General features: G+C 62.9%; 18 protein-coding genes and 1 pseudogene. 9 read left to right on the forward strand and 10 right to left on the reverse strand.

The window, feature by feature from the left end; genetic code table 11:
* Positions 1-278: 278 nt before the first annotated feature.
* From uxuA to RE429_RS06905, 3 genes are all read right to left on the reverse strand, one after another.
* Entirely contained in the window at positions 279-1,475 is a 1,197-nt protein-coding gene (gene uxuA, locus RE429_RS06895) for a mannonate dehydratase (protein ID WP_414473580.1), read from the reverse strand.
* A gap of 66 nt (positions 1,476-1,541) precedes the next feature.
* Positions 1,542-3,077 carry a UxaA family hydrolase gene (locus RE429_RS06900; protein ID WP_414473581.1) on the reverse strand — a complete coding sequence of 512 codons (1,536 nt, stop codon included), beginning with the start codon at positions 3,075-3,077 and terminating at the stop codon, positions 1,542-1,544.
* A 39-nt stretch (positions 3,078-3,116) separates the two neighbouring features.
* The gene (locus RE429_RS06905; RefSeq protein ID WP_414473582.1) at positions 3,117-3,812 is read right to left on the reverse strand and encodes a GntR family transcriptional regulator; all 696 of its coding nucleotides are present in this window, start codon (positions 3,810-3,812) and stop codon (positions 3,117-3,119) included.
* A gap of 151 nt (positions 3,813-3,963) precedes the next feature.
* On the opposite strand from RE429_RS06905, the gene uxaC reads away from it, so the two are divergent.
* The 6 genes from uxaC to RE429_RS06935 are packed head-to-tail and all read left to right on the forward strand — an operon-like array spanning position 3,964 to position 10,956.
* Entirely contained in the window at positions 3,964-5,367 is a 1,404-nt protein-coding gene (uxaC, locus tag RE429_RS06910; protein WP_414473583.1) for a glucuronate isomerase, read from the forward strand.
* 50 nt (positions 5,368-5,417) lie between these two features.
* Positions 5,418-6,605: an ABC transporter substrate-binding protein gene (locus tag RE429_RS06915; RefSeq protein WP_414473584.1), complete on the forward strand. Its 1,188-nt coding sequence runs from the start codon at positions 5,418-5,420 to the stop codon at positions 6,603-6,605.
* 15 nt (positions 6,606-6,620) lie between these two features.
* Positions 6,621-7,706: an ABC transporter ATP-binding protein gene (locus RE429_RS06920; RefSeq protein WP_414473585.1), complete on the forward strand. Its 1,086-nt coding sequence runs from the start codon at positions 6,621-6,623 to the stop codon at positions 7,704-7,706.
* Entirely contained in the window at positions 7,706-8,614 is a 909-nt protein-coding gene (locus RE429_RS06925) for an ABC transporter permease (protein ID WP_414474141.1), read from the forward strand. The genes RE429_RS06920 and RE429_RS06925 overlap by 1 nt, the downstream gene beginning before the upstream one ends.
* A 4-nt stretch (positions 8,615-8,618) precedes the next feature.
* Complete coding sequence (locus RE429_RS06930) at positions 8,619-9,461, forward strand: ABC transporter permease (protein ID WP_370436671.1); 843 nt, start codon at positions 8,619-8,621, stop codon at positions 9,459-9,461.
* A 7-nt stretch (positions 9,462-9,468) separates the two neighbouring features.
* Positions 9,469-10,956: a mannitol dehydrogenase family protein gene (locus RE429_RS06935; RefSeq protein WP_414473586.1), complete on the forward strand. Its 1,488-nt coding sequence runs from the start codon at positions 9,469-9,471 to the stop codon at positions 10,954-10,956.
* On the opposite strand, the gene RE429_RS06940 is transcribed toward RE429_RS06935, so the two are convergent.
* Genes RE429_RS06940 through RE429_RS06955 form a run of 4 tightly spaced genes read right to left on the reverse strand, consistent with a single transcriptional unit; the run spans position 10,946 to position 16,553 of the window.
* Positions 10,946-12,064 (reverse strand): adenylate/guanylate cyclase domain-containing protein, encoded by a 1,119-nt coding sequence (locus RE429_RS06940; RefSeq protein WP_414473587.1) that lies wholly within the window; start codon positions 12,062-12,064, stop codon positions 10,946-10,948. The genes RE429_RS06935 and RE429_RS06940 overlap by 11 nt on opposite strands.
* A 6-nt stretch (positions 12,065-12,070) precedes the next feature.
* On the reverse strand, positions 12,071-12,436 hold the full coding sequence (locus tag RE429_RS06945; RefSeq protein WP_370436674.1) for a response regulator: 366 nt from the start codon (positions 12,434-12,436) through the stop codon (positions 12,071-12,073).
* Positions 12,436-15,741, reverse strand: coding sequence for a PAS-domain containing protein (locus tag RE429_RS06950; protein ID WP_414473588.1), 3,306 nt, complete (start codon positions 15,739-15,741; stop codon positions 12,436-12,438). Before RE429_RS06950 ends, RE429_RS06945 begins: the two co-directional genes overlap by 1 nt.
* Positions 15,738-16,553, reverse strand: a complete 816-nt coding sequence (locus RE429_RS06955) for an ABC transporter substrate-binding protein (protein ID WP_414473589.1) — start codon at positions 16,551-16,553, stop codon at positions 15,738-15,740. The genes RE429_RS06950 and RE429_RS06955 overlap by 4 nt, the downstream gene beginning before the upstream one ends.
* A gap of 1,075 nt (positions 16,554-17,628) precedes the next feature.
* On the opposite strand from RE429_RS06955, the gene RE429_RS06960 reads away from it, so the two are divergent.
* Complete coding sequence (locus tag RE429_RS06960; RefSeq protein WP_414473590.1) at positions 17,629-18,192, forward strand: class I SAM-dependent methyltransferase; 564 nt, start codon at positions 17,629-17,631, stop codon at positions 18,190-18,192.
* A gap of 134 nt (positions 18,193-18,326) precedes the next feature.
* Here RE429_RS06960 and RE429_RS06965 read toward each other — a convergent pair whose 3' ends face one another.
* Positions 18,327-18,578, reverse strand: a complete 252-nt coding sequence (locus RE429_RS06965; protein WP_414473591.1) for a hypothetical protein — start codon at positions 18,576-18,578, stop codon at positions 18,327-18,329.
* A 554-nt stretch (positions 18,579-19,132) separates the two neighbouring features.
* Here RE429_RS06965 and RE429_RS06970 point away from each other — a divergent pair.
* Complete coding sequence (locus RE429_RS06970; protein WP_414473592.1) at positions 19,133-19,810, forward strand: DUF1194 domain-containing protein; 678 nt, start codon at positions 19,133-19,135, stop codon at positions 19,808-19,810.
* Between the two features lie 339 nt (positions 19,811-20,149).
* Positions 20,150-20,907 (forward strand): annotated as a pseudogene (locus tag RE429_RS06975) (IS5 family transposase).
* A 13-nt stretch (positions 20,908-20,920) separates the two neighbouring features.
* Here the strand turns inward: RE429_RS06975 and RE429_RS06980 are convergent.
* Positions 20,921-22,090: an alpha/beta hydrolase family esterase gene (locus tag RE429_RS06980; protein ID WP_414473593.1), complete on the reverse strand. Its 1,170-nt coding sequence runs from the start codon at positions 22,088-22,090 to the stop codon at positions 20,921-20,923.
* A 252-nt stretch (positions 22,091-22,342) separates the two neighbouring features.
* The gene (locus RE429_RS06985) at positions 22,343-22,501 is read right to left on the reverse strand and encodes a hypothetical protein (RefSeq protein ID WP_414473594.1); all 159 of its coding nucleotides are present in this window, start codon (positions 22,499-22,501) and stop codon (positions 22,343-22,345) included.
* Positions 22,502-22,611 lie beyond the last annotated feature (110 nt).

Raw genomic sequence — 22,611 nt, forward strand, 5'->3', positions numbered from 1 at the left:
CGGAGGGCCCTGGGCCCGGGGCTCGGCGGGATGCTCTTGTCTATCCCTATGCTATCAAAAGCCCATGCACCCGTCTCGGGTGTCTATAGGGCATGTGCTGTGGCAATCGGGCGAGGCGAAGATGGGGTGGTTCTTCCGCCGCCCGATCTCCTGCACCGCCAGCATGACCGACGCGGTCGGCAGATCGACGACCGCGTCCATTGTCCCCACGCCGATCCGGCGATCGGCGACGGGAGAGCCGGCAGCCGGTCGATTCCGGTGGCCGCCGCTCGGCCCCGCTAGAGCGGAAGGTTCCGAAGGGCCGATACCGCCGTCATCACGCCGCGCAGTTCGGCAAGCCCCTTCAGGCGGCCGATGGCCGGGTAGCCCGGATGGGTCGGCTTGCCCACATCGTCGAGGAGTTCGTGGCCATGATCCGGGCGCATCGGAATGCGCCAGCGCTCCTCGCCCGAATCCTTCCGGCGCTTCTGTTCCTCCAGAAGAGCGGTGACGACGGCCACCATGTCGGTGTCGCCGCCGAGATGGTCCGCCTCCATGAACGAACCGTCCGGCTCCTTTGCGACATTGCGCAGGTGAGCGAACCAGATGCGGTTTGCAAAGCGCTTCGCAATGGCGGGCACGTCGTTCGACGGACCGGCTCCGAGCGAGCCGCTGCAGAGCGTAATCCCATTCGCGGGCGAGTCGACGGCGCCGATGATGAAGGCGAGATCGTCCGCGTTCGAAACGATGCGCGGCAGGCCCATCAGCGGACGCGGCGGATCGTCCGGATGGATGCACATGCGGATTCCCACTTCCTCGGCGACGGGAACGACCTCGCGCAGGAAGCGCGCCAGATTCGCCCGCAGCGTGCCCGCGTCGATGCCGTCGTAGCGGGCGAGGATCGCGCGGAGACCCGGAATGTCATAGCGGTCATAGGCGCCGGGAAGGCCCGCCATGATGTTCGCGAGAAGCTTGCTGCGGTCGGCTTCCGACGAGCGGTCGTACCATTCCTTGGCGCGAGCGAGGACCTCCGGGGTCTGCTCCTGTTCCGCGCCGGGGCGCTGCAGCATGAAGCAGTCGAATGCGGCGTATTCATGCGCGTTGAAGCGCAGCGCCGTTCCTCCGCCCGGGAGAGGGTAGGCGAGCTCGGTGCGGGTCCAGTCGACGACCGGCATGAAGTTGTAGCAGACGGTCTTGACGCCGCATTGCGCGAGATTGCGCAGGGACTGGCGGTAATTGTCGAACAGAGTGGTGAGATCGCCTTCACCGATCTTGATGCTTTCATGGATCGGCAGGCTCTCGACCACGCTCCAGCGCAGGCCCAGCGAGCGGTCGGCGGCGATTTCGGCTTTGCGCTTCTCGATCTCTTCCACGCTCCAGACGACGCCGTAGGGAATGTGATGAAGCGCCGTCACGATTCCCGTCGCACCGGTCTGCCGGATATGGGGAAGACGGACGGCATCATCGGGGCCGAACCAGCGCCAGGTCTGTTCCATGAAAGCACCTTACAGTTTCAAGCCGACCTCTCGGATCGGCATTCGAGGTTGAAGTCTTCTTGTCGCCTACATCACCGCGCCGACCTGCCAGGGCAGGAACTCGGCGTCGCCATATCCGAGAATCTCCGACTTGGAGCGCTCGCCCGAGGCGACCATCAGGATCTTGTCGAAAATCTCCTGGCCCTTCTCGGCAATCGAAACGCCATCGAGGATATCGCCGCAATCGATGTCCATGTCGTCGATCATCCGCCGGTAGACATCGCTGTTGGTCGCGAGCTTGATCGAGGGCGTCGGCTTGCAGCCATAGGCGGAGCCGCGTCCGGTCGTGAAGCACAGGACATTCGCGCCGCCCGCCACCTGTCCGGTCGCCGAGACGGGGTCGTAGCCGGGCGTATCCATGAACACGAAACCCTTCGCCGTCACGGGCTCGGCATAGCGGTACACGTCCGTCAGCGTCGTCGTGCCGCCCTTGGCTGCCGCGCCCAGGGATTTTTCGAGGATGGTCGTGAGACCGCCCGCCTTGTTGCCGGGGGAGGGGTTGTTGTTCATCTCGCCCTTGTTGCGGGTCGTATAATCCTCCCACCAGCCGATGAGATCCACGAGCTTCTCGCCGATTTCGCGCGTCGCCGCGCGCCGCGTCAGGAGATGTTCCGCGCCGTAGATCTCGGGCGTTTCCGACAGGATCGCCGTGCCGCCGTTCCGGACCAGAAGATCCGCGGCCGCCCCCAGAGCGGGGTTGGCCGTGATGCCCGAATAACCGTCCGAGCCGCCGCATTGCAGGGCAAGAACCAATTCGGACGCCGGGACCGTCTCGCGGTGGACGCGGTTGGCGACGGGGAGCATCTCGCGGATCGCCGCGAGGCCGGCTTCGACGGATTTGCGCGTGCCGCCGGTATCCTGGATCGTCAGCGACCGGAACGTGTCGGTTTCCTCGATGCGATACAGCTCTTTCCAGCGCCCGATCTGAAAGACCTCGCAACCCAGGCCCACCATGAGCACGCCCGCCATGTTGGGATTGGAGGCGTAGCCCCATTGCGTGCGCTTGAGGATCTCGGCGCCTTCGCCCTTCTGGTCCATGCCGCAGCCCGTGCCGTGCACGAGGGGAATGATGCCGTCGATATTCGGATATTCGTCGAGAAGACCTGAGCGCTCCGCCTCCCGTGCGATGAAGCGGGCCACGGAGGCCGAACAGTTCACGCTGGTGAGGATCGCAAGATAATTCCGTGTGCCGACCCTGCCGTTCGCGCGGCGATAGCCTTCAAAGGTCGCGCGGGCTTCGATCGGCAGCACGGCTTCGGATCCGGCCCCTTCGGCGAAACGATAATCGCGGGAGAACGCGTGCATCTCCACATTGTGTTCGTGGACCCATTCGCCGGGTTCGATGGGTTTGGAAGCAAAGCCGATGATCTGGCCGAACTTGAGGATCGCTTCCCCTTGCGCGATGGGCGCAACGGCCATCTTGTGGCCCTTGGGGACCCGGTTTTTGGCCATGACCCCGTGCGCGGCCGCTCCAGGGGCGATGGAATCGACGGCCACCACAAGATTGTCGCGCTCATGGAGGCGCACGATCCGCGGGGACGAGGCCTGCTTGTCCAACATCATCGATCCTTCCGGCGCGCCAGGTCCTCCAAGGCGGATGGCTCAGGCGCTGAGAACGTCCGGAGACGGTTCCGTCTCCGGCTCAAAAAGATGCGGGTGCTGCGCGGCGAGTTCCGGCAGCGTGCGCAGGATCTCACAGAGGTGCTGGTGCATCGCCTCATGCGCGGCCATCGGATCCTTCTCCTTGATGGCCTTCACGATGAGAACGTGCTGCGCGAGCACCACATGGCGCGGGACGGCCTTCGTCATGTCGAGGAAACGCACGCGGTCCATCTGCGGCTTGATGTCCTCGATCATCCGCCATGCCGCGGGGCGGCCGGCCGTTTCGGCAAGCAGCCGATGAAACTCTTCGTCGAGCGCCAGAAATTCTTCCGTCGAGGCAGAGCGCTGCGCGCGCCGCTGACGGGTGAGGCTGGCATCGAGCTCCGCAAGAATGACGGGCGTCGCGTTGACGGCTGCATCGCGCACGACCGCGCATTCCACGGCTTCCCGGATGAAGCGGGCATCTTCGACGGCGGCTCGCGAAATCTTGACGACCTGGGTGCCCCGCTGAGGAAGAACGCGCACGAGCCCGGCTTCGCTCAGCTTGATCAGCGCTTCCCGGACCGGCGATCGGCTGACCCCGAACCTCTGGGCAAGGTCCTGCTCCGACAGCATCTCTCCCGGTGCAATCTGCATGGTCACGATGGCCTGGCGCAAGGCGCGCGTGACCTGCCGGGCCATGGGCTCGCGGCTCATATCGAGCTTTGCAAGGGAGGGTCTATTAGTCATAAGTGGCACACTACCATACTAGTAGGCCATTGCAAAGCCGCTCCAATCGCTCTAATCTCCGTTGCACAATCTCGATAACTGACCGGGAAGGTCGAGCGTAACGTCTAGGGAGAAACCCATGCTGATCCATCCGGACCGGCTGTTCCCCATCGAGCCTGCGGCGCGGGATGTGGCGCGACGGCTCTATGAGGGCATCCGCGATCTGCCGATCGTCTCGCCGCATGGCCACACGGACCCGCGCTGGTACGCCGAGAACGAGCCCTTTTCCGATCCGGCGACGCTGTTCGTCATTCCCGATCATTACATTTTCCGGATGCTCTACAGCCAGGGCGTGAGCCTCGAGGAGCTCGGCATTCCGGCACGGGACGGCAAGGTGGCCGAGCGCGATCCCCGCGCGATCTGGCGGCGTTTTGCTGCCCATTACCATCTCTTCCGCGGCACGCCCACGCGCGCGTGGCTCGATCATACGTTCGCGACCCTGTTCGGCTTCACGGAGCGTCTTAGCGCCGCCAATGCGGATGCCTATTACGACCGGATCGATGCGGCCCTGCGCATGCCGGAGTTTCGTCCCCGCGCCTTGTTCGAGCGCTTCCGCATCGAAGCCATCGCCACGACGGAAAGCCCGCTCGATCCCTTGAAGTATCACGAAATCATTCGTCAGTCGGGCTGGGGAGGGCGTGTCGTCACGGCCTATCGTCCCGATCCGGTCGTCGATCCCGATTTCGAAGGTTTCCGTGAGAACCTCGTCCGCTTCGGCGAGATCACGGGTTGCGACACCTCCACATGGACCGGCTATCTGGAAGCGCATCGCAAGCGGCGCGCGTTCTTCCGCACTTACGGTGCGACCTCGACGGATCACGGGCATCCGACGGCGCGAACCGCCGATCTGTCGCGGGCGGATGCGGAGGCTCTGTTCCAGCGCGTCGCGACGGGGAAGGCCGGCGCCGAGGATGCCGAGCTGTTCCGCGCTCAGATGCTTACCGAGATGGCGGCCATGAGCGTCGAGGACGGCATGGTCATGCAGATCCATCCCGGTTCGTTCCGGAACCACAACGATGCGATCTTCGGCCGCTTCGGCCGCGACATGGGGGCCGACATTCCCACGCGCACCGATTATGTCAGGGCTCTGAAGCCCCTCCTGGACAGGTTCGGCAACGAGCGCAGCTTCACGCTCATTCTCTTCACGCTCGACGAGACGAGCTATTCGCGCGAGCTCGCGCCGCTCGCAGGTCATTATCCCGCGCTCAAGCTCGGTCCGGCCTGGTGGTTCTTCGATGCGCCGGAGGGCATGCGCCGTTTCCGCGAGCTGACGACGGAAACGGCCGGTTTCTACAATACGGTCGGGTTCAACGACGACACCCGGGCCTATCTCTCGATCCCGGCTCGCCACGATGTGGCGCGCCGCGTGGATTGCGCCTTTCTGAGCCATCTCGTGACCACTCATCGCCTCGACGAGGATGAGGCGCATGAGGTGGCCTACGACCTCGCATACCGCCTCGCGAAAGAGGCTTACAAGCTGTGAGAGCTGACTGGGCCGGCAAAGAGGCCAGTCGCACAGAACGGGAGGAAGACATGACGAACCTGATCACCAGACGAACCTTCGTCGGGGGCGTCGCTGGCGCCGCCGGCGTCGCCGCCTTCGGCGGGCCGAGCTTCGCGCAGCTGGCGCTGCCCAAGGAGCCGGTTGCGCTTAACGTCATCGACGTCGCCGGCAACCTGGCGCTGACCCAGAAGGCCATCGAGAACTACCGCAAGGCGAAGCCGAACCTGGTTTCGCGCATCACCTTCACCAAGGCTCCGGCTCCGGAGCTCGCGGGCAAGATCAAGGCGCAGCAGGATGCGGGCCGCGTCGACATCGATCTCGTGCTCACCGGCACCGATGCCTTGTCGGCCGGCATCGACCAGAAACTCTGGGTCGAACTGATCCCGCAGCACGCGAACGCGCTGCCGAAGCTCGACGACATCTATCTTCCGCCTGCCGCCAAGATGCAGACTCTGGCGAAGGGGCAGGGCGTCGTCGTCACCTATTATCCGTCGGGTCCCATTCTGGAGTACATGCCCGACCGTGTGAAGAAAGTTCCGACGACCGCCGAGGAACTGCTGGCCTGGACCAAGGAGAACCCGAACCGGCTGATCTATGCCCGTCCGGCGAATTCCGGCCCTGGCCGCACCTTCCTCATGGGCCTGCCTTATCTGTTGGGAGACAGCAACCCGCAGGATCCCGCCAAGGGCTGGGACAAGACCTGGGCGTACCTCAAGGAGCTCGGCCAGAATATCGAATATTACCCCTCCGGAACGGGCGCGGTCATGAAGGAGCTGGGCGAAGGCTCGCGGGACATGACGGTTTCGACCACGGGCTGGGACATCAATCCGCGCGTCCTCGGCGTCGTTCCGAAGGAGGCGAAGGTCGCCGCGCTGAAAGGCTTCCACTGGGTCGCGGATGCTCACTACATGTGCGTCCCGAAGGGCCTCTCGAACGAGAAGACCGCTGTTCTTCTCGATCTGATGAGCTTCCTCCTCACGAAGGAGCAGCAGGCCTACACCTACGACGAGGGCTATTTCTATCCCGGCCCCGCCGTGAAGGACGTTACCCTCGACATGGCTCCCCCGGAAAGCCAGGCTGCGATCAAGGAATACGGCCGGCCTGAATACGAGAAGTGGATCGCCGAAAACCCGATCGAACTGCCGCTCCAGCCGGAGCAGATGGTGGTCGCGTTCCGCATGTGGGACGAGCAGGTCGGCGGAGCGAAGCGTAAGTAAATCTGAGGACCCGCGATGACGATAGCTCTTTCACAGTTCAACGAAGTCCGGCTCGACCGCGTTAGTCGCGAGTTCGGAGCGCTCAACGCTCTTCGCGACGTCTCCCTGACGATTCAGCGGCGCGAGTTCATCGCCCTGCTCGGTCCGTCCGGTTGCGGCAAGTCGACGACATTGAACTGCATCGCGGGTCTTCTACCTGTGACCGGCGGCGCAATCTGGCTCGACAAGAACCGGATCGACACGATGCGTCCGGAGGAGCGCGGGTTCGGAATGGTCTTCCAGAACTACGCGCTCTTTCCCCATCTCAACGTCCGCCAGAACATCGGCTTCGGCCTCAAGATGCGTGGAACGCCGAAGGCGGAGATCGACCGCAAGGTCAACGAGGCGCTCAGCCTCGTCCGTCTTCAGGGGCAGGAGAACAAGCTGCCGGGCCAGCTCTCCGGCGGCCAGCAGCAGCGTGTCGCCATCGCCCGCGCCATCGTCATCGAGCCGCCGCTCGTCCTCATGGACGAGCCGCTGTCGAACCTCGATGCCAAGCTGCGTCTCGAGATGCGGGCCGAGATCCGGCGCATCCACAACGAGCTTGGTGCGACGACCATCTACGTCACCCATGATCAGGACGAGGCGTTGTCGCTCGCGGACCGGATCGTGGTCCTGCGCGACGGCGTCGTCCGCCAGGTCGGAACGCCAAAAGAGCTCTACGAGTCGCCCGCCCATCTCGACGTCGCGGATTTCATGGGATTCCGCAACAAGCTCAAGGGCACGGTCGTGTCCGTCGAGAACGGCAGGGCGCTCCTCGATGTGGAGGGGACGCGGATCAGCGGCGTCGCCCGGGAGAACCTGTCTGTGGGCTCTACGGCCTATGCGGCAATCCGCCCGGACGATCTGGTCCTCGGCGAGGCGGGCGGCAATGCGCTGAAAGTCAAGGTCGATACGATCGAGTATCGCGGGCGTGAATTCGTGGGAACGGCGCATTCGGAGGGTGGCCTCGACTTCGTCTTCCGCTCCGATCAACCGGTCGAGCTGGGATCGACCGTTCACCTGCAGGCCGACGATCAGCGCATTCTCGTCTTCGCCGAGCCGATCAAGGGGAAGAAATGATGGAAGCTCTCGCTCCCACGACCCACGCCGAGCAAGGCCCCAGTCTGCGGCAGCGACTGGCGGCCAAGGGCTTCGACGCCGTCACGCTCCTGGTCGTTCCTGCCGCCATCTTCAGCCTGCTGCTCTTCGTCTATCCGTTCGCCTTCGGGTTCATTCTCTCCTTTGAGCCGAAGAACGGCGGCTGGCTGGCCAATTACCAGCGCTTCTTTTCCGATTCCTACCTTTATGGCACGATCGCCAACACGCTCGGGCTGTCCATTCCCGTCACGCTCGTGAACCTGCTCTTGGCCGTGCCGATTTCGTTCCGCGTACGGCTCATGCGGCGCCAGCGCCTTCTGACCACGATCCTCGTTCTGCCGATCACCCTCGGTACGGTGCTGGTCGCCGAAGGGCTCCTGAACTATCTCGGCCCTCAGGGCTGGTTCAACCGCACCCTCGTCACGTTCGGGATCATCGACCATCCCGTGAGGCTCGTTCACAATTACTGGGGCGTCTTCGCCTCTCTCGTGATCACGGGGTTTCCGTTCACGTTCCTGCTGACCCTGTCCTACGTGACCGGCATCGATCCGGCCCTGGAACAGGCGGCGGCGACCCTCGGCGCGAGTGCGTGGCAGCGCTTCCTTCATGTCTATCTGCCGCTCCTGATGCCGGGATTCGCCATCACGTTCTGCCTGTCGTTCGTGCAGGCCTTCTCGGTCTTCCCCTCAGCGGTCCTGCTCGGCGAGCCCGCGGGCTCGACCCGTGTGATCTCCATTGCCGCCTATCAGGCCGCTTTCGAGGAGTACGATTACTCCATGGCCTCCGCGGTCGCGATGATCATGGGCTTCGTTCAGCTCGGCATCGTCGTGCTGGTGCTCGCGTCCCGCGGGCTGTTCTACCGTGGGCCGGCCTCCGGCGCGAAAGGATAAGGCAATGATCCGCGACACGACGCTTGGCGCGAAGCTGTGGGCCGTGGCCGTCTGGAGCCTGGTCGGTTTCTTCATCATCAACCTTCTGGCCATGATCGCCACGGTGGTGACGAGCTCCTTCGCCACCCGCTGGCTGGGGACATGGCTTCCGCTCGGTTGGACGACGCGCTGGTACTCATCGGCCTGGAACGAGTTCCAGCTTTGGGACGTGCTGATCGTCACGTTCCAGGTCGTCGGACTGGTCGTCCTGATCTCGGGCGTGCTTGGCGTGACGGCGGCCTATGCTCTGGCGCGCCGCGATTTCGCCGGCAAGCGCCTTCTGGTGCTGCTCTTCCTGTTGCCGCTTCTGATCCCGCCGATCACCTTCGGCATTCCTTTGGCGACCGTTCTCTACCGGACGGGACTCGCGGGCACGTTCTGGGGCGTCGTCGTGGCCAATCTCGTGCCGACGGTTCCCTTCGTGATCCTCGTCATGATTCCCTTCATCGAGCAGATCGACCCGAAGATCGAGGCGGCGGCGCGCGTGTTCGGAGCGAATACCTTCAAGCTCTTCATCCACGTGCTTCTGCCGCTTCTGCTTCCGGGCATTCTCGCGGCGCTGCTGCTGGTCCTGGTGCGAACCATCGCAATGTTCGAGCTGACCTTCCTCGTGGCGGGCCCGACGAGCCAGACGCTGGTCGTGGCGCTCTACTACGCGGTCTTCGCTGCGGGCGTTCGCGCGGTGCAGTCCATCGATGCCATGGCGGTGGTCTATATGGCCACCACCCTGGTATGGCTCATCATCGCGCTGCGCTTCGTCAATCCCACGCAGATCGTCACCCGGGCGAAGCAGCAGCCTGCCCATTGAGGATGCCATGTCGAAACGCCTGAGCGATGCTACGCTCGCCGATCTTCCGAATGCCGTCATGCGCCCACGTTACGATCGCCGCGCCGTCACGACGGGGATCGTGCATCTCGGCGTCGGTGCGTTCCATCGCGCTCATCAGGCCGTCTATGTCGACGACGTCCTGGCGCAGGATCCGCACTGGGGAATCGTGGCCGCGAGCCTGCGCAGTCCCGATACCTCCGATGCCCTGGAGCCGCAGAACGGGCTCTACACTCTCTCGATTCGTTCGGGTGAGGGGGAGGCACTTCGGGTCATCGGCTCGATCGGGCGCGTGATCGTCGCACCCCAGGCCGTGGACGATCTCCTGGGCGTCATGACCGATCCGAGGACGCGGATCGTCTCCCTGACCGTGACCGAGAAGGGCTATTGCCATGATCCGGCAACGGGAATGCTGAACGAGACCCACCCGGATGTGGTGCACGATCTCCAGAACCCCCATCAGCCCCGGTCGGCACCCGGCTTCATCGTCGAGGCTCTGCGCCGAAGAAGAATGGCGGGCATCGCGCCGTTCACGGTTCTGACCTGCGACAACCTTCCTTCCAACGGCCGGACGGTGAAGCGCGTCCTGACGCGGTTTGCGGAACTGTCCGATCCCGCATTCGGACGGTTCGTCGCAGACGAGGTATCCTGTCCGTCGACCATGGTCGACCGGATCGTTCCCGCGACAAGCGACGAGGATCGCCAGCGGATCCGTGAGACGCTGGGATTGTCGGACGCATGGCCCGTGGTGACCGAGCCCTTCACGCAATGGGTCATCGAAGACCGGTTTCCTCAAGGCCGCCCGGCCTGGGAGGAATCGGGAGCCCAGTTCGTGACCGATGTGGAGCCCTACGAGCATATGAAGCTTCGGCTTCTCAACGGAAGCCACTCGACGCTCGCCTATCTCGGCTACCTCGCCGGTTACGAAACCGTTGCGGACACGATGGCGGACGGATCCTTCGAGCGGCTGATCACGGGCCTCATGAACCAAGAGGTCACGCCGACGCTTCATATGCCGGCCGATGCCGACCTCACCGCCTATAAGCGCGCCCTGATCGAGCGATTCAAGAATCCCGCGCTGCGGCACCGGACGTGGCAGATCGCCATGGACGGCTCCCAGAAGCTGCCGCAGCGGCTGCTCGGCACCGTTCGGGACCGGTTGCGCGAGAATGCGTCCATCGATCGGCTCGCGCTCGGCGTCGCCGCCTGGATGCGCTATGTGACAGGCGTCGACGAGCAGGGCGGAGTGATCGACGTGCGCGACCCCATGGCCGTTCGCCTGCGTGAAACGGCTGATCGCGCCGGTGGTTCGCCTGAGCGGTTGGCCGGTGGCCTGTTCGCCATGCGGGAGATCTTCGGAGATGATCTTCCCAGAGATCCGCGCTTTACCGGCCCTGTCGGCACTGCACTGGCACGGCTCTACGCTCAGGGCGCCAAGCGGACCGTCGCCGAGTGGATCGCGACCGTCAGGCCTTGAGGCCCTCGATATTGTAGATCGGCACGGGACGGCTTAAGCCCTTCAACGGAAAGTCGCCGAGCGAAACCGCGTCGGCAATGCCCTCCACCTCGTTCGCGATGCGCTGCGTCACCAGGATCTGACCGTCGCGCGCTTGCGAGCAGAGGCGGGCCGCGACATTCGTCACGGTGCCGATCGCCGCGTAGTCGAACCGGCCTTCGAAGCCGATTCGACCGAGCGTCGCATAGCCCTGGGCGATGCCGATCCCGAACCCGATGGAATAGCCGCGAAGCCGCCAGTCATGCGCGAGCGCCCGGGTGCTCTCGCGCATGGCAACGGCGAGCCGCACGGCCCGGTCGGCAGGGTCGGGGCAGGGCACGGGATCGTTGAAGAAGATCATCATGCCGTCCCCGGTAAAGCGCTCGAGCGTTCCCTCGGCTCCATGGATCAAGGGTCCTAGGTTGGAGTGATACGCTTTCAGCAGCGCCATCACCTCCTCGGGCGCGGCGAGCTCGGCAAAACTCGTGAAACCGCGCAGATCGCAGAAGAGGACGACGATCTCCCGGCGATGATGCTCGAGGATTTCGGCATTGCCTCCTTTCGAGGCGATCATGTCCGCGAGCTGGGGCGCGAGAAAGCGTCTGAGGTCGCGGAGCCGATCGAGCTCCTGCACCTGCCGCTCGACCCGCGCCTCCAGGTTGCGGTTCAGCACAGCCAGTTCGGCCGCCTGCGCCTGAACGGTGTCGTAAAGCATCTTGATCCGCAGGAGAGAGCGGACCCGAGCGACGAGAGTGGCGGGCTCGAACGGCTTGGTGAGATAATCGTCGCCGCCCGCATCGAGGCCCGCGACGACATCCTTGATGCTGGACTTGGCAGTCAGAAGAATGATGGGAACGGCGCGAAAAGCCTCGTCGCTCTTGAGGCGCTTGGTGACTTCGATGCCGTCCATCCCAGGCATCATGATATCGAGGAGGATCAGGTCGGGGCGCAGCGTCTCAACCTGTTCGAGGGCAGCATGGCCACTGGTCGCTGTCGCGATCTCATAGCCTTGCGCCTCCAGGCGCACCCGGACGATCTCGATGTTCTCCTCGATGTCATCGACCACCAGGATGAGAGGATGCTCGCGCATGACGGATCATTCCAGGAGTTCGCGAATCTTCGCGAGAATCTGACGCGGGCTGAACGGCTTGGCGATGTAGCCGTCGCACCCGGCGGCCCACGCCTTTTCCTCGTCTCCCGAGAGGGCATAGGAGGTGACCGCGATGATCGGAGGCGGCTCAATCGTGCCGTTCGCCTTGATGTGCCGGATGGCTTCATAGCCGTCCAGAAGGGGAAGCTGAATGTCCATCAGGATCAGGTCGGGGCGGAACTCTGCCGCCGCCGTCACGGCCGCCAGTCCGTCATGGGCCTCGCAGATGTCGAATCCGGCATTGGTCAGAAGATCGCGCAGGATGCGCCGGTTGTCCTCCGTATCCTCAACGATCAGGATCCGCTTGCCCATCACGCGGCCTCCGTGGCGCGGGTGTCCAGCGGGAGATCGATGGTGAAGGTCGAGCCTTGCCCCACGACCGATCGGACATGAATCGTTCCGCCATGCATCTGTACGATGCGTTTCGAGATGGCGAGCCCGAGGCCTGTTCCCGTGCCTCCGTTCACGGCGTTCGACCCCTGCTGGAAAGCCTCGAAGATGAGCTTCTGATCTTTCGGGGAAATCCCGATGCCCGTGTCCTGAATGACGATTCTCAGCCGCCCGCTCTCCACCTCGGCCGCGACTGAAACAGAGCCCTGATTGGTGAATTTGATGGCATTGCCGACGAGGTTGACGAGCACCTGGGTCAGCCTGCGCTCATCGCCGCTGCCATAGGGGAGACCCTCGGGCATGGAAACCTGGAGCGAAAGTCCCTTGGCTTTCGCGAGCGGCTCCGCCGTCGTCACGGCGGCATGGACCAGATCCGAAACGGAATAGGGCTCGGTTGCTATCATGAGTTCGCCTGCCTCGATCTTCGACAGGTCGAGGATGTCGTTGATGAGAGCGAGCAGGTGACGACCGTTCACCTGCACGCGGGTGAGAACCCCATGGGCCTTTTCCGGCAGATCGCCGTAGAGACCATCGATCAGGAGTTCGGTATAACCGAGAACCGCATTGAGCGGCGTGCGAAGCTCATGGCTTACATTGGCCAGGAAACGGGATTTGGCCTGGCTTGCCTCCTCTGCCTGTTCCTTCGCCTGCCGCAGGACATCCTCGAAGAGCTTCAGGTCCGTGATATCGAAATAGGTGAGCATGCGGCCCCCGTCGGGCAGGGAGATGATGCGGTACTGGAGCACCTGGCCACTCTTCAACCGCATCTCCGTCATGGCCGTGAAGCCGTTCCTGATCTCCTCGACGCGCTGCGTCTTGTACGCGTCCCACTCCTCCTCCGAGACGTCATAGCTGCCGAGTTCCCGGCTCTCTTCCATATCCTCCTCGAGGGAGCGGGGCCGCTCGTAGAACCCTTCGGGCATCTGCCAGATTTCGCGATAGGCGCGGTTGGCCAGGCGAATATGAAAATCCGGATCGAGGAATAGAATGCCGTATTGAATGGTTTCGAGAACGGCGTTGAGATCGCGCAGCGCCGCTTCGGTTTCCTTCTTCGCCTGCTTGAGCTGCGCTTCTCTTTGCTTCAACTCGGTGATGTCGTTGAAGGCGAAGAGAAGGGCCGGCGAAGATTCGTAATCGGCGAAGGTGGCATTCACCAAGGCCCAGAACTGGGTTCCGTCGTGGCGATGCAGAAGGACTTCGATATCCTGGACCCGGCCTTCCTGGGACAGAATATTCAGGATGCGATCCCGGTCGACGGGGTTCGCATAATAGTTCGGTGCGGATGTTCCCCGCAATTCCTCCTGCGTGAGACGGATCGCTTCGGCCGTGCGGGCATTCGCATAGAGGATGCGCCCATCCGACATCCGCGTCACCACGAGGGGGAACGGTGCCAGCTCCAGAAGGCGCCGCTGCCGCTGCTCGGCGAGGGCGACGGCGTCGAGGGCCCGCTTCTGGTCCGTGATGTCCACATAGGTGAGCATGCGCCCGCCATCGGCCAGGGCGACGCAGTGGTAGCGAAGCACATGATTGTTCGGAGACTGAATCTCGATCGGCGTCTCGTCGCAATGCCGGATGTCTTCCATGCTGCGTTCAACGAAGGCATCCTCATATTCCGGTTCGATCCCCATGGCCTTGCCGTGATGCGCGATCACGTCGCGAATCGGGGTGCCCTTGAGAAGCTGCGTTTCCGATACGGCCCACATGGTCTTGTAGGCACGGTTGGCGAGGCGGATCCTCAGGTCGGGGCTCAGGAAAAGAATGCCGTAATCGATGGTGTCGAGAAGGGCATTGAGCTCGCGATGGCGGGCGAGTTCCCGCTCGGCGCGTTCGCGCTCGCTCAGCTCGCGGGCCAGCTCCTCGTTCAGCTTGGCCAGGCTCTCGCTGCGCTCGCTGAGCGCCGACTCGCGCGCGTCGATCTGGCGGGCCATCGTGGTAAAGGCCTCGGCCAGCTCGCCAATCTCGTCCTCGCGCTTCATGTTGAGGTGTGTTTTGAACTCGCCCTTGGCGACGGAACTCGTGGCGCGCACCAATAGGCGCAGCGGTACCGCAATCTGGCTTCTGAGGGTCGAGCTCAGGATCGCTATTTCGAGAAGCAGCGCCAATGCGCCCATGAGGAGAATGAGGCGCGCGGTCTTCCACGCACTCTGGGCCGCAAGATCCAGCGGATAGACCGTGGCGAGAGTCCAGGCCGGGCCGCTGAGTTTCGTGACGGCAATCACTTGGTTGTTGCCCTGGTCGCGAATGACCGTCTGCTGAGGTGAGCGCTCGAGCGTCAGACGGTAGATTTGCTCCAGGCGGGGATCTCCCGTCTCCGAGATAGGCAGCGAACCGCTGCGCGCCTGAATGGCGTCCATGAAGCGTGGATGCGCGATGATCCGTCCTTCATCGGAAAAGAGGATGTTGTAGGTTCCGTCCACATCCGTGCTCATGGCACGCCCGATCAGGTCATGAACGAGAATGTCCTGCCCGATCTGGATGGCGGGGCGATTGTCCAGGAGCGCGGGGCGCGTCACCGATACGAGCCAGTCGTTGATCCCATAATCGAAGTAGAGTTCCGACCAGCGCTCTTTGGCCGGATTGCCTGTTGATCCGGTATTGGCGACGAGAATGCCGTCCTTCTTGTCCAGGAGCAGGTTCAGCTTGCCGGAAATCTCCCAATCCTCGGCGCGCAGAGCCCAGGGCTGATCCGGCCAGTACATGAGGAGCGCCCCTTCGGGAGTCATCACGTAGAGATTGGCGAACTGGCTCTTCCAGGCAGGACCGAACTGCGTGATCAGGTCGAAAGCGACCACGAGCCGTCGCTTGAGATCCCGCTCGATCATCACATTCTTGCCGATGAAACCGGTAACGCCATAGGTCTTGAAGACATTCTCCGTCAGTCGCGTGGTTCCGTCGGAGAGCTGCTCGAAAAGAGCAGCGAAGCGCAGCTCGGCCCCTTGGAGATCCATCTGGCTGATTTCGCGCAGGTAGCTTTCCGAGAAAGTGCGGACATTGCTGCTGGCAAGGTCGAAAATGGCGCTTTCCCTGACCCGTCTCTGTTCAACGTAGCGCTCCAGATTTTCCGTCGCTTGCTGCTCGAAGCCGGTCTTCACATGCCAGTAGCTCAGGATGGTCGCGGCGGCGACGACGAGGCTGATGCGGATCGCGATCTTGCGGAGCGTCTGCAATGTGAGCGAGCGCTTCGGACTGGTGACCTTGCGGCGCTCCGTGTGTGCGGGACTTGTCATGGAACGGCCCTGGCGAGAGGCGGCAGGTCCCGGATGCCGAGTTTGCGGGCGATCTTGGCGTTGAAGAACAATTCGCCCTCGCGATTGTACGAGAGGGGGATATCGCTGGGCTTGACGCCCTCGAGGATACGGAGCGCCGCATGACCCGCCCAGCGCCCCTGTTCCTGCGGGCTTTTGACGACCCCGATCAGGCTCACGGCCGTCAGCCATTCGAAGTCCGTTCCACTCGGGATTTCGCTGTTCTCCTCGGCAAGGCGGCTCGCGTCGGCAAGGTTCCAGTCCGGCAGTGCCCCGACGCCGAGGATCATCAGCATGTCGACTTCCTTCTGGGCGCGCAGGAATGCGGCCTTCCAGTCCGCAAAGGATTGGACGAAATAGGTCCTGTCGTAGGTGATCCCGAACAGGCGCTCGTGATAGGCGAGTTCCTTGCGCTTCACCGGCGTATCCTCGGCGAGGAATCCGAGCCTCGGGCCGCGTGCATGCCGGCGCATCAGTCTGACGATCTGCGGAATGGAGGAAACCTCAACCATGCCCGTGGTATTGCGATATGGAAGGCCGTAAGTGGCGGCATCCCAGTTCAAGCCGCAGAAGACCACAGGAAGACCCGTGTCGCGCAGATAAGGCATGACGAGATATTTCGCGGCAGGGTCGTCATTGATCGTGACCACATCCGGCCTGAATTCGTCGATGATGCGCAATGCATCGAGAGCAGAGGCTTGGATATCGGTCTCCGACGGGCGCCGCTTGGTATCCATATGGAATACGCGCAGTTCGATAGCCTTTCCGCTCAGGGTTTCCTGAAGTGCGGCCACGATCCGATCGTTCCATTCGTTGCCGGCATGATAGGAATCGACGTGGAGGATTTTCTTCCGGGTTTCTTGGGCGTGTCCAGTTTCTTGGGCGTGTCCAGCCTGGATCGGCGGAGCGAGGATCATGGCGCAGGCAAGGAGGCCAGCCAGTGCCACATCCCGCAGCCAGGGCCGTGCATGTTCGAAACATCTTAACATGGCATATTCCGATCGCGTGAACGTTCGATTGCCTTCGGCGGACGTATGTCCTCCTCACATTGTGCCGCGGGCCTATGCCTTGCTTGTGAGTTTCACGCTTCGAACCATACTATGCGCCGATAACCGCGGCTCCCAACTCTTTTGCGCTCTCACACCTCTTTAGGGGTAATCCCGTCTATCGATCGGCTCCCTGCCATCTGAAGCTCACCCGTGGACGAAAACACCTGCAGCGTATCGGTTGCCGCGGCAACCGAGGCCGTCCGGCTCGCGGGCTTCGTCCTTGTCGGGCCGTCGTACAACTTCGCCTCGAAGCGAGGTCTGCAGTTTAATTGCAGGGGATCTATCGGTCTGTGATCTGGATCACACGACGATGCCGGCGACGGCATTGTCCGATCGGGACCGTGCCCACGCCACGAGCGTCGCAGTGGCTGCAATCGATCCGGCGTCGCACCGGCGAGGCAATCGCCGGTCCCGAACAGAGCAAAGGGGCGTGACGCCGTGCCACGAGAGGGAGCCCTTTGCCAGGCATGCCGATCGATATCGTCATGTGATCGAAGTCACAGAAATCCAGTCATGAGCGGGGGAGGATCGGCGACATCGACAAGGGTCGACTTCGATGGCGACCGATTAGAATCCGGAGGCACACCACAATGCGGAATGTTGCTTGGCTGAATGACATCGACGTGTCGCATCCCGGCGGGCCTACGGGCGCGGCCAGGGGCGCTTCCGAAAACATGCCCTTCGTCATGGCGATCATGAACGCGACCATCGGGCGCGAGCTGAACCACCGGAGGCCGGCGCGATGCTCGCCTCACGGAGCACAATGATGAGCCTCTATTCTCGCTATATCGGGCCGAAAATCGTGAGCTGTCTGTGCGGCATGGATGACGTTACGGCCGAACGGGAGCGGGTCATTCCTCTCGCAAGAGGTGTGGTTCTCGAAATCGGGATGGGGCCGGGATTGAATCTGCCATTCTACAATCCGCTTCACGTGACGAAAATCATCGGCGTCGATCCCAACGATGCCTTTCTGCACCTCGGCGAGGTCCGCCATCGCAGCAGCCGCGTGCCCCTGGAGATCATGCGTGCGCCCGCTGAAGAACTGCCCCTGAGCGACGATACCGTCGATACGGCCGTGATCACCTACACCTTGTGCTCTGTCGATGATCCCGAGCTGGCGCTCGGAGAAGTCCGGCGGGTCCTCAAACCCGACGGGAGAGTGCTCTTCCTGGAACATGGATTGTCGCCGGAGGACGATGTGGCGCGTTGGCAGCAGCGGCTGAACCCGATTTGGCGCGCGCTCGCGGTGGGCTGCAACCTCACGCGCCCGGTGGCGGAGCTTCTTCAGCGGGCGGGATTTTCGATCAGTGACATGGAGGAGTATTACCTTGGCGGCACTCCCCGCGTTCTCGGCTTTCATTGTCGCGGTGTCGCCCTGCCTTGATCATCGGGACGGCGCCGCTCGGTGCGGCCACTCGGTCCGATATCTGCGCCAGAGCATCGAACGTGAGTTCGATTCCATGTCCGACGCCGTAGGCAACGCACCGCCATAAATGTATGGCGGTGCGCCTTCATTCGTTAATTGAGAGCGTATGAGGGAGCATCGCCCATGAGGGCGGCCCTGGCGGCGAGCAGCAGCGCCTCGCCGAGTTCGCGGGCATGCTCGGCCGTCATCGCCACCGGCATCTGCCGGCGCACGCCGCTCTCGTACTCCTCCGGCGTGGCTGCCATCTCGATGACCATCATCGCATCGTGCCCGTCGAGCGTGCCGACCGAGAACGACGTAAGGGCTCCGATCAGATCCATGTTCAGATCCATGTCAGGCTTCATTGTTCTTATCCCTCTGGCTTGTGGTGTGTGCCCCTACGGCATACCGGGCAATCTACTCCCGCCGACACACCCTGTCTGCTCTCCGCCCGGAGAGTGGATACTGTTACACGCGATGGATCGAAAACGCATTGGGCCGCGGCGGGCCTTCAAATACGTTCAAGCGTGCTTGAAGGGATGGTTCCGCACGGCTGGTGAGACCTGCAGGAGCATCGCATTCCGCAGATCCTCTCGCTCCGGGCATGAGATCGCGTGCGAACGGCGATCGCGCATGACCACGACAAGCCGGGGAAACGAGCCTGGATGCTTCTCTTCTCGGACGGAGCGCTCATCTTTTCGCCACCCTGTCGTATCAAAGTCGAGCCCGGTGCGTTGAGGGAAGGGCAGCGGGTGCTGAACATGACCTGAGGGCTGGGGCGGAGGTCATCATGCTTCGTCGTTTCTGGTGCACTGCCGTGTGCCTTGTTCTCACGGGCGGTTTCCTCGATGGACCGCCGGCCCTGGCCGAACCCCAACTCGACGTGGCTCTCGTGCTTGCCGTTGACATATCCTCTTCCATGGAGGCGGAAGAGCAGAGTCTTCAGCGCGTCGGTTTTGCCGAAGCATTCCGCTCTTCTCTCGTGCACGAGGCGATCCAAAACGGCACTGCAGGCCGCATCGCAGTGACCTATATCGAATGGTCAGGCGCCAAGGATCAGACGGTGATCGTGCCCTGGACTGTCATTGACGGACCGGACAAAGCGAAAGCCTTCGCCGATAGCCTCACCAGCAGACCCATCCGGCAGGCCGGCATGACATCGATTTCCGGTGCCATCGACTTCAGCCGTACCCTTTTCAGCGATGTCGGCAGGATCGCCGCGCGCCGCGTGATCGACATTTCAGGCGACGGTCCCAACAATGACGGACGCAAGGTCATCCTTGCACGGGACGAGGCGGTTACGGAGGGCATCGTCATCAATGGTCTGCCGATCATGTTCAACCGGAGTCAAAACAGTCCGGAAATGGACGGCCTGGATGTCTATTATCGCGATTGTGTCGTCGGCGGTGTCGGCGCCTTCGTGATCCCGCTCCACGATCCTGAGCAGTTCGCCATGATCATTCGTAGCAAGATCATGCGGGAGATCGCAGGAATCGAGGATCGGCAGCCAAATGTCATCCCGACGCAATCACGCATGAACTGTGTCACAGGCGAGAGGAAGGCCGACGACGACCTCAGCCTACAGAAAGATCCATAAGGTCTGCACGCGTGGTCCGGTTCGTGGAGGTTGTTACGAGCCGCGTGCTGCTCGTCAGAGGCAGCATCGGATGGAGTCCCAAAAGTGCAGATCCACTGATGGCGTTCGATGCTCCCGTCAGAATGCAATATGCAATTTCCGCTAGAGCATCGGACCCAAAGGTGGACCCACTTTTGGGATCCAATCCGATGCTCCACTCCATAAATGGCGCATCGTTCGGAGGGAAAAACCGGGTCCACTTTTTCGCACGATGCGCTAGGGCCAATCCACATTCAGGATTCACACGAGCGAAGAAAGCTGACTCACTGGGTTGCAGGTGGTTTGATTCGGAGCCGGACGATGGGTGTGAAGCGATACGAACTGAGCGAAGCCCAGTGGCGGCGCATCGCCCCCCTGCTGCCGGGCAAGGTGGGCGACCCCGGCCGCAGCGGGGCGGATAACCGCCTGTTCGTCAACGGCGTCTTGTGGGTGCTGCGCTCTGGAGCATTCTGGCAGCATCTGCCCGAGCGCTACGGCAAATGGAAGAGCGTCCACGCCCGCTTTACCCGCTGGACCAAGGCCGGGGTCTGGGAGCAGGTGTTTGCCGAGCTGATCAAGGATCGCGACAATCACTATCTCATGCTCGACACCACCCTGGTGCGCGTCCATCAGCAGGCCGCCGCCGGAAAAGGGGGGCCGCCACTCAGGCGCTGGGGCGTTCCCGCGGGGGTCTGACCACCAAGATCCACATGATCTGTGACGGCCTCGGCCGACCGCTGCGCTTCCTGCTGAGCGCCGGCCAGCGCCACGACTGCCTCGGCGCCAAGGCGCTGCTCGACGGCTTCCAGGCCCGGTCCGTCCTGGCCGATCGGGCCTATGACACCAACGAGCTGCGCCAGACCATCGCGGCGATGGGCGCCGAGGCGGTCATTCCCTCAAGCCGATCGCGCAAGCAGCCGATTGCCCATGACGCCACCGCCTACAAACTGCGCAATCGGATCGAACGCTGCTTCAACAAGCTCAAGCACTGCCGACGCTTTGCAACCCGGTACGACCGGCGCGCCTGCCACTTCCTCGCCTTCATCCACCTCGCCGCCATCATGCTCTGGCTGTGCTGAATGTGGATTCGTCCTAGCGCATGAGCCCCGCGGCCTTCAGGGCTTTCGCGATCACTCCAGTGACGTCGGGAACGGGTGAGGGGGCGGGCTTGTCATGCTCAGGCCCACTCTCGGCCAGTTCGGGTGTCCGTTGTCGGGCATCGGATTCCTGGACGGCGAGCGGTCGTCGCTTGGCGACGGCATGGTTCGTGAGGCCCCAGAATTTCGCGATGTGGTAGCTTGACGAGATGCCGGTCTCGAGAAGGAATGGACCCGCAACGCCATACTGGTTCTCGGCGGTGCCGGTCGCGATCGGCGTACCATGGGCCATACCGTTGATGATGTACTCCTCGATCACATCCTCGCCGGCGGCATTCGTCCAGACGCGGCGCGGATAGCCGTCCACCGTCTCTTTCCGGCTCGGAGAGGCCGACAGGCTATGGACATCGGTCCATTGCTTGAGGATCTCGTCAGCGTTCACCGGCTTCACGGTGGCATCGGCGCTGCCGTGCCAGACCGACACCTTCGGCCAGGGTCCCCGATGGGGCGATGCATGGCGCACCAGGTCCCCCCATTCCGTGGCGGGGCGCGTCTGTCCCTGGAACATGCATTCGAATGCTTCCGGGACGCTGGCGGCGCATCGATAGGGCAGGCCGGCAACGATGGCTCCGCCCGCGAAGACTTCCGGATAGGTTGCCAGCATGGCGGCCGTCATGGCGCCACCGGCCGAGAGACCCGTCACGAAGATGCGGTCGCGATCGACGCCGTGGTCGCGGACGGCGCGTTCGACCATCTGGCGGATCGAGGCGACCTCGCCCTGGTCACGCTCGGTGTCTCCCGGCTGAAACCAGTTGAAGCAGCGCTTGGGGTTGTTGGCCTCCTGCTGCTCGGGAAGGAGCACGACGAAGCCGTAGCGCTCGGCCAGGACCGACCAGCCGGAGCCGTGATCGTAGCCCGCCGCACTCTGAGTGCAGCCGTGTAGAACCACGACAAGGGCCGGAGAATGCGCGAGCTCCGGTGGCGCAAAGGTGAACATGCGCAGATTGCCCGGATTGGGACCGAAATTCTGCACTTCGGTGAGACGGCCGGGCACTCCGGATGAAGGCTCGAGCAACGCTGCGTTCGTCGCTGCGGCCTTCATCAGCCCGTCCCACTGGCGGCGGTAACGGGCCAACTGGCGGATCATGCTTCCCAGGCGCTGCATCGAGCTTGTCCTTCAAGACACTGATCGAAGGATAACGCCAGACGGATGTCTGTGTTGCAATGCAAAAAAGTGAATATTGCGTCGCAGCAGCGTTCCGCAGATGTCCGAAGAGCAAGATGCAAGGCCAAGATGCAAGGCCAAGTTACAAGGTAAGGTCGCATCAATTGAGGGCGTATGAGGGAGCATCGCCCATGAGGGCGGCCCTGGCGGCGAGCAGCAGCGCCTCGCCGAGTTCGCGGGCATGCTCGGCCGTCACGCCACCGGCATCTGCCGGCGCACGCCGCTCTCGTACTCCTCCGGCGTGGCTGCCATCTCGATGACCATCATCGCATCGTGCCCGTCGAGCGTGCCGACCGAGAACGACGTAAGGGCTCCGATCAGATCCATGTTCAGATCCATGTCAGGCTTCATTGTTCTTATCCCTCTGGCTTGTGGTGTGTGCCCCTACGGCATACCGGACAATCTACTCCCGCCGACACACCCTGTCTGCTCTCCGCCCGGAGAGTGGATAATATTACCGT

It is taken from the genome of Microvirga sp. M2, assembly GCF_047497095.1.
In the GTDB taxonomy this organism is placed as follows: Bacteria; Pseudomonadota; Alphaproteobacteria; order Rhizobiales; family Beijerinckiaceae; genus Microvirga.

What these genes read in the sequence shown, in the direction of transcription:
- uxuA (WP_414473580.1), bottom strand. Translation starts at nt 1,475, where the DNA reads ATGGAACAGACCTGGCGCTGGTTCGGCCCCGATGATGCCGTCCGTCTT.
- RE429_RS06965 (WP_414473591.1), bottom strand. Translation starts at nt 18,578, where the DNA reads ATGAAGCCTGACATGGATCTGAACATGGATCTGATCGGAGCCCTTACG.
- RE429_RS06930 (WP_370436671.1), top strand. Translation starts at nt 8,619, where the DNA reads ATGATCCGCGACACGACGCTTGGCGCGAAGCTGTGGGCCGTGGCCGTC.
- RE429_RS06905 (WP_414473582.1), bottom strand. Translation starts at nt 3,812, where the DNA reads ATGAGCCGCGAGCCCATGGCCCGGCAGGTCACGCGCGCCTTGCGCCAG.
- RE429_RS06970 (WP_414473592.1), top strand. Translation starts at nt 19,133, where the DNA reads ATGGAGGCGGAAGAGCAGAGTCTTCAGCGCGTCGGTTTTGCCGAAGCA.
- uxaC (WP_414473583.1), top strand. Translation starts at nt 3,964, where the DNA reads ATGCTGATCCATCCGGACCGGCTGTTCCCCATCGAGCCTGCGGCGCGG.
- RE429_RS06915 (WP_414473584.1), top strand. Translation starts at nt 5,418, where the DNA reads ATGACGAACCTGATCACCAGACGAACCTTCGTCGGGGGCGTCGCTGGC.
- RE429_RS06935 (WP_414473586.1), top strand. Translation starts at nt 9,469, where the DNA reads ATGTCGAAACGCCTGAGCGATGCTACGCTCGCCGATCTTCCGAATGCC.
- RE429_RS06925 (WP_414474141.1), top strand. Translation starts at nt 7,706, where the DNA reads ATGGAAGCTCTCGCTCCCACGACCCACGCCGAGCAAGGCCCCAGTCTG.
- RE429_RS06945 (WP_370436674.1), bottom strand. Translation starts at nt 12,436, where the DNA reads ATGGGCAAGCGGATCCTGATCGTTGAGGATACGGAGGACAACCGGCGC.
- RE429_RS06920 (WP_414473585.1), top strand. Translation starts at nt 6,621, where the DNA reads ATGACGATAGCTCTTTCACAGTTCAACGAAGTCCGGCTCGACCGCGTT.
- RE429_RS06980 (WP_414473593.1), bottom strand. Translation starts at nt 22,090, where the DNA reads ATGCAGCGCCTGGGAAGCATGATCCGCCAGTTGGCCCGTTACCGCCGC.
- RE429_RS06960 (WP_414473590.1), top strand. Translation starts at nt 17,629, where the DNA reads ATGGATGACGTTACGGCCGAACGGGAGCGGGTCATTCCTCTCGCAAGA.
- RE429_RS06940 (WP_414473587.1), bottom strand. Translation starts at nt 12,064, where the DNA reads ATGCGCGAGCATCCTCTCATCCTGGTGGTCGATGACATCGAGGAGAAC.
- RE429_RS06950 (WP_414473588.1), bottom strand. Translation starts at nt 15,741, where the DNA reads ATGACAAGTCCCGCACACACGGAGCGCCGCAAGGTCACCAGTCCGAAG.
- RE429_RS06900 (WP_414473581.1), bottom strand. Translation starts at nt 3,077, where the DNA reads ATGATGTTGGACAAGCAGGCCTCGTCCCCGCGGATCGTGCGCCTCCAT.
- RE429_RS06985 (WP_414473594.1), bottom strand. Translation starts at nt 22,501, where the DNA reads ATGAAGCCTGACATGGATCTGAACATGGATCTGATCGGAGCCCTTACG.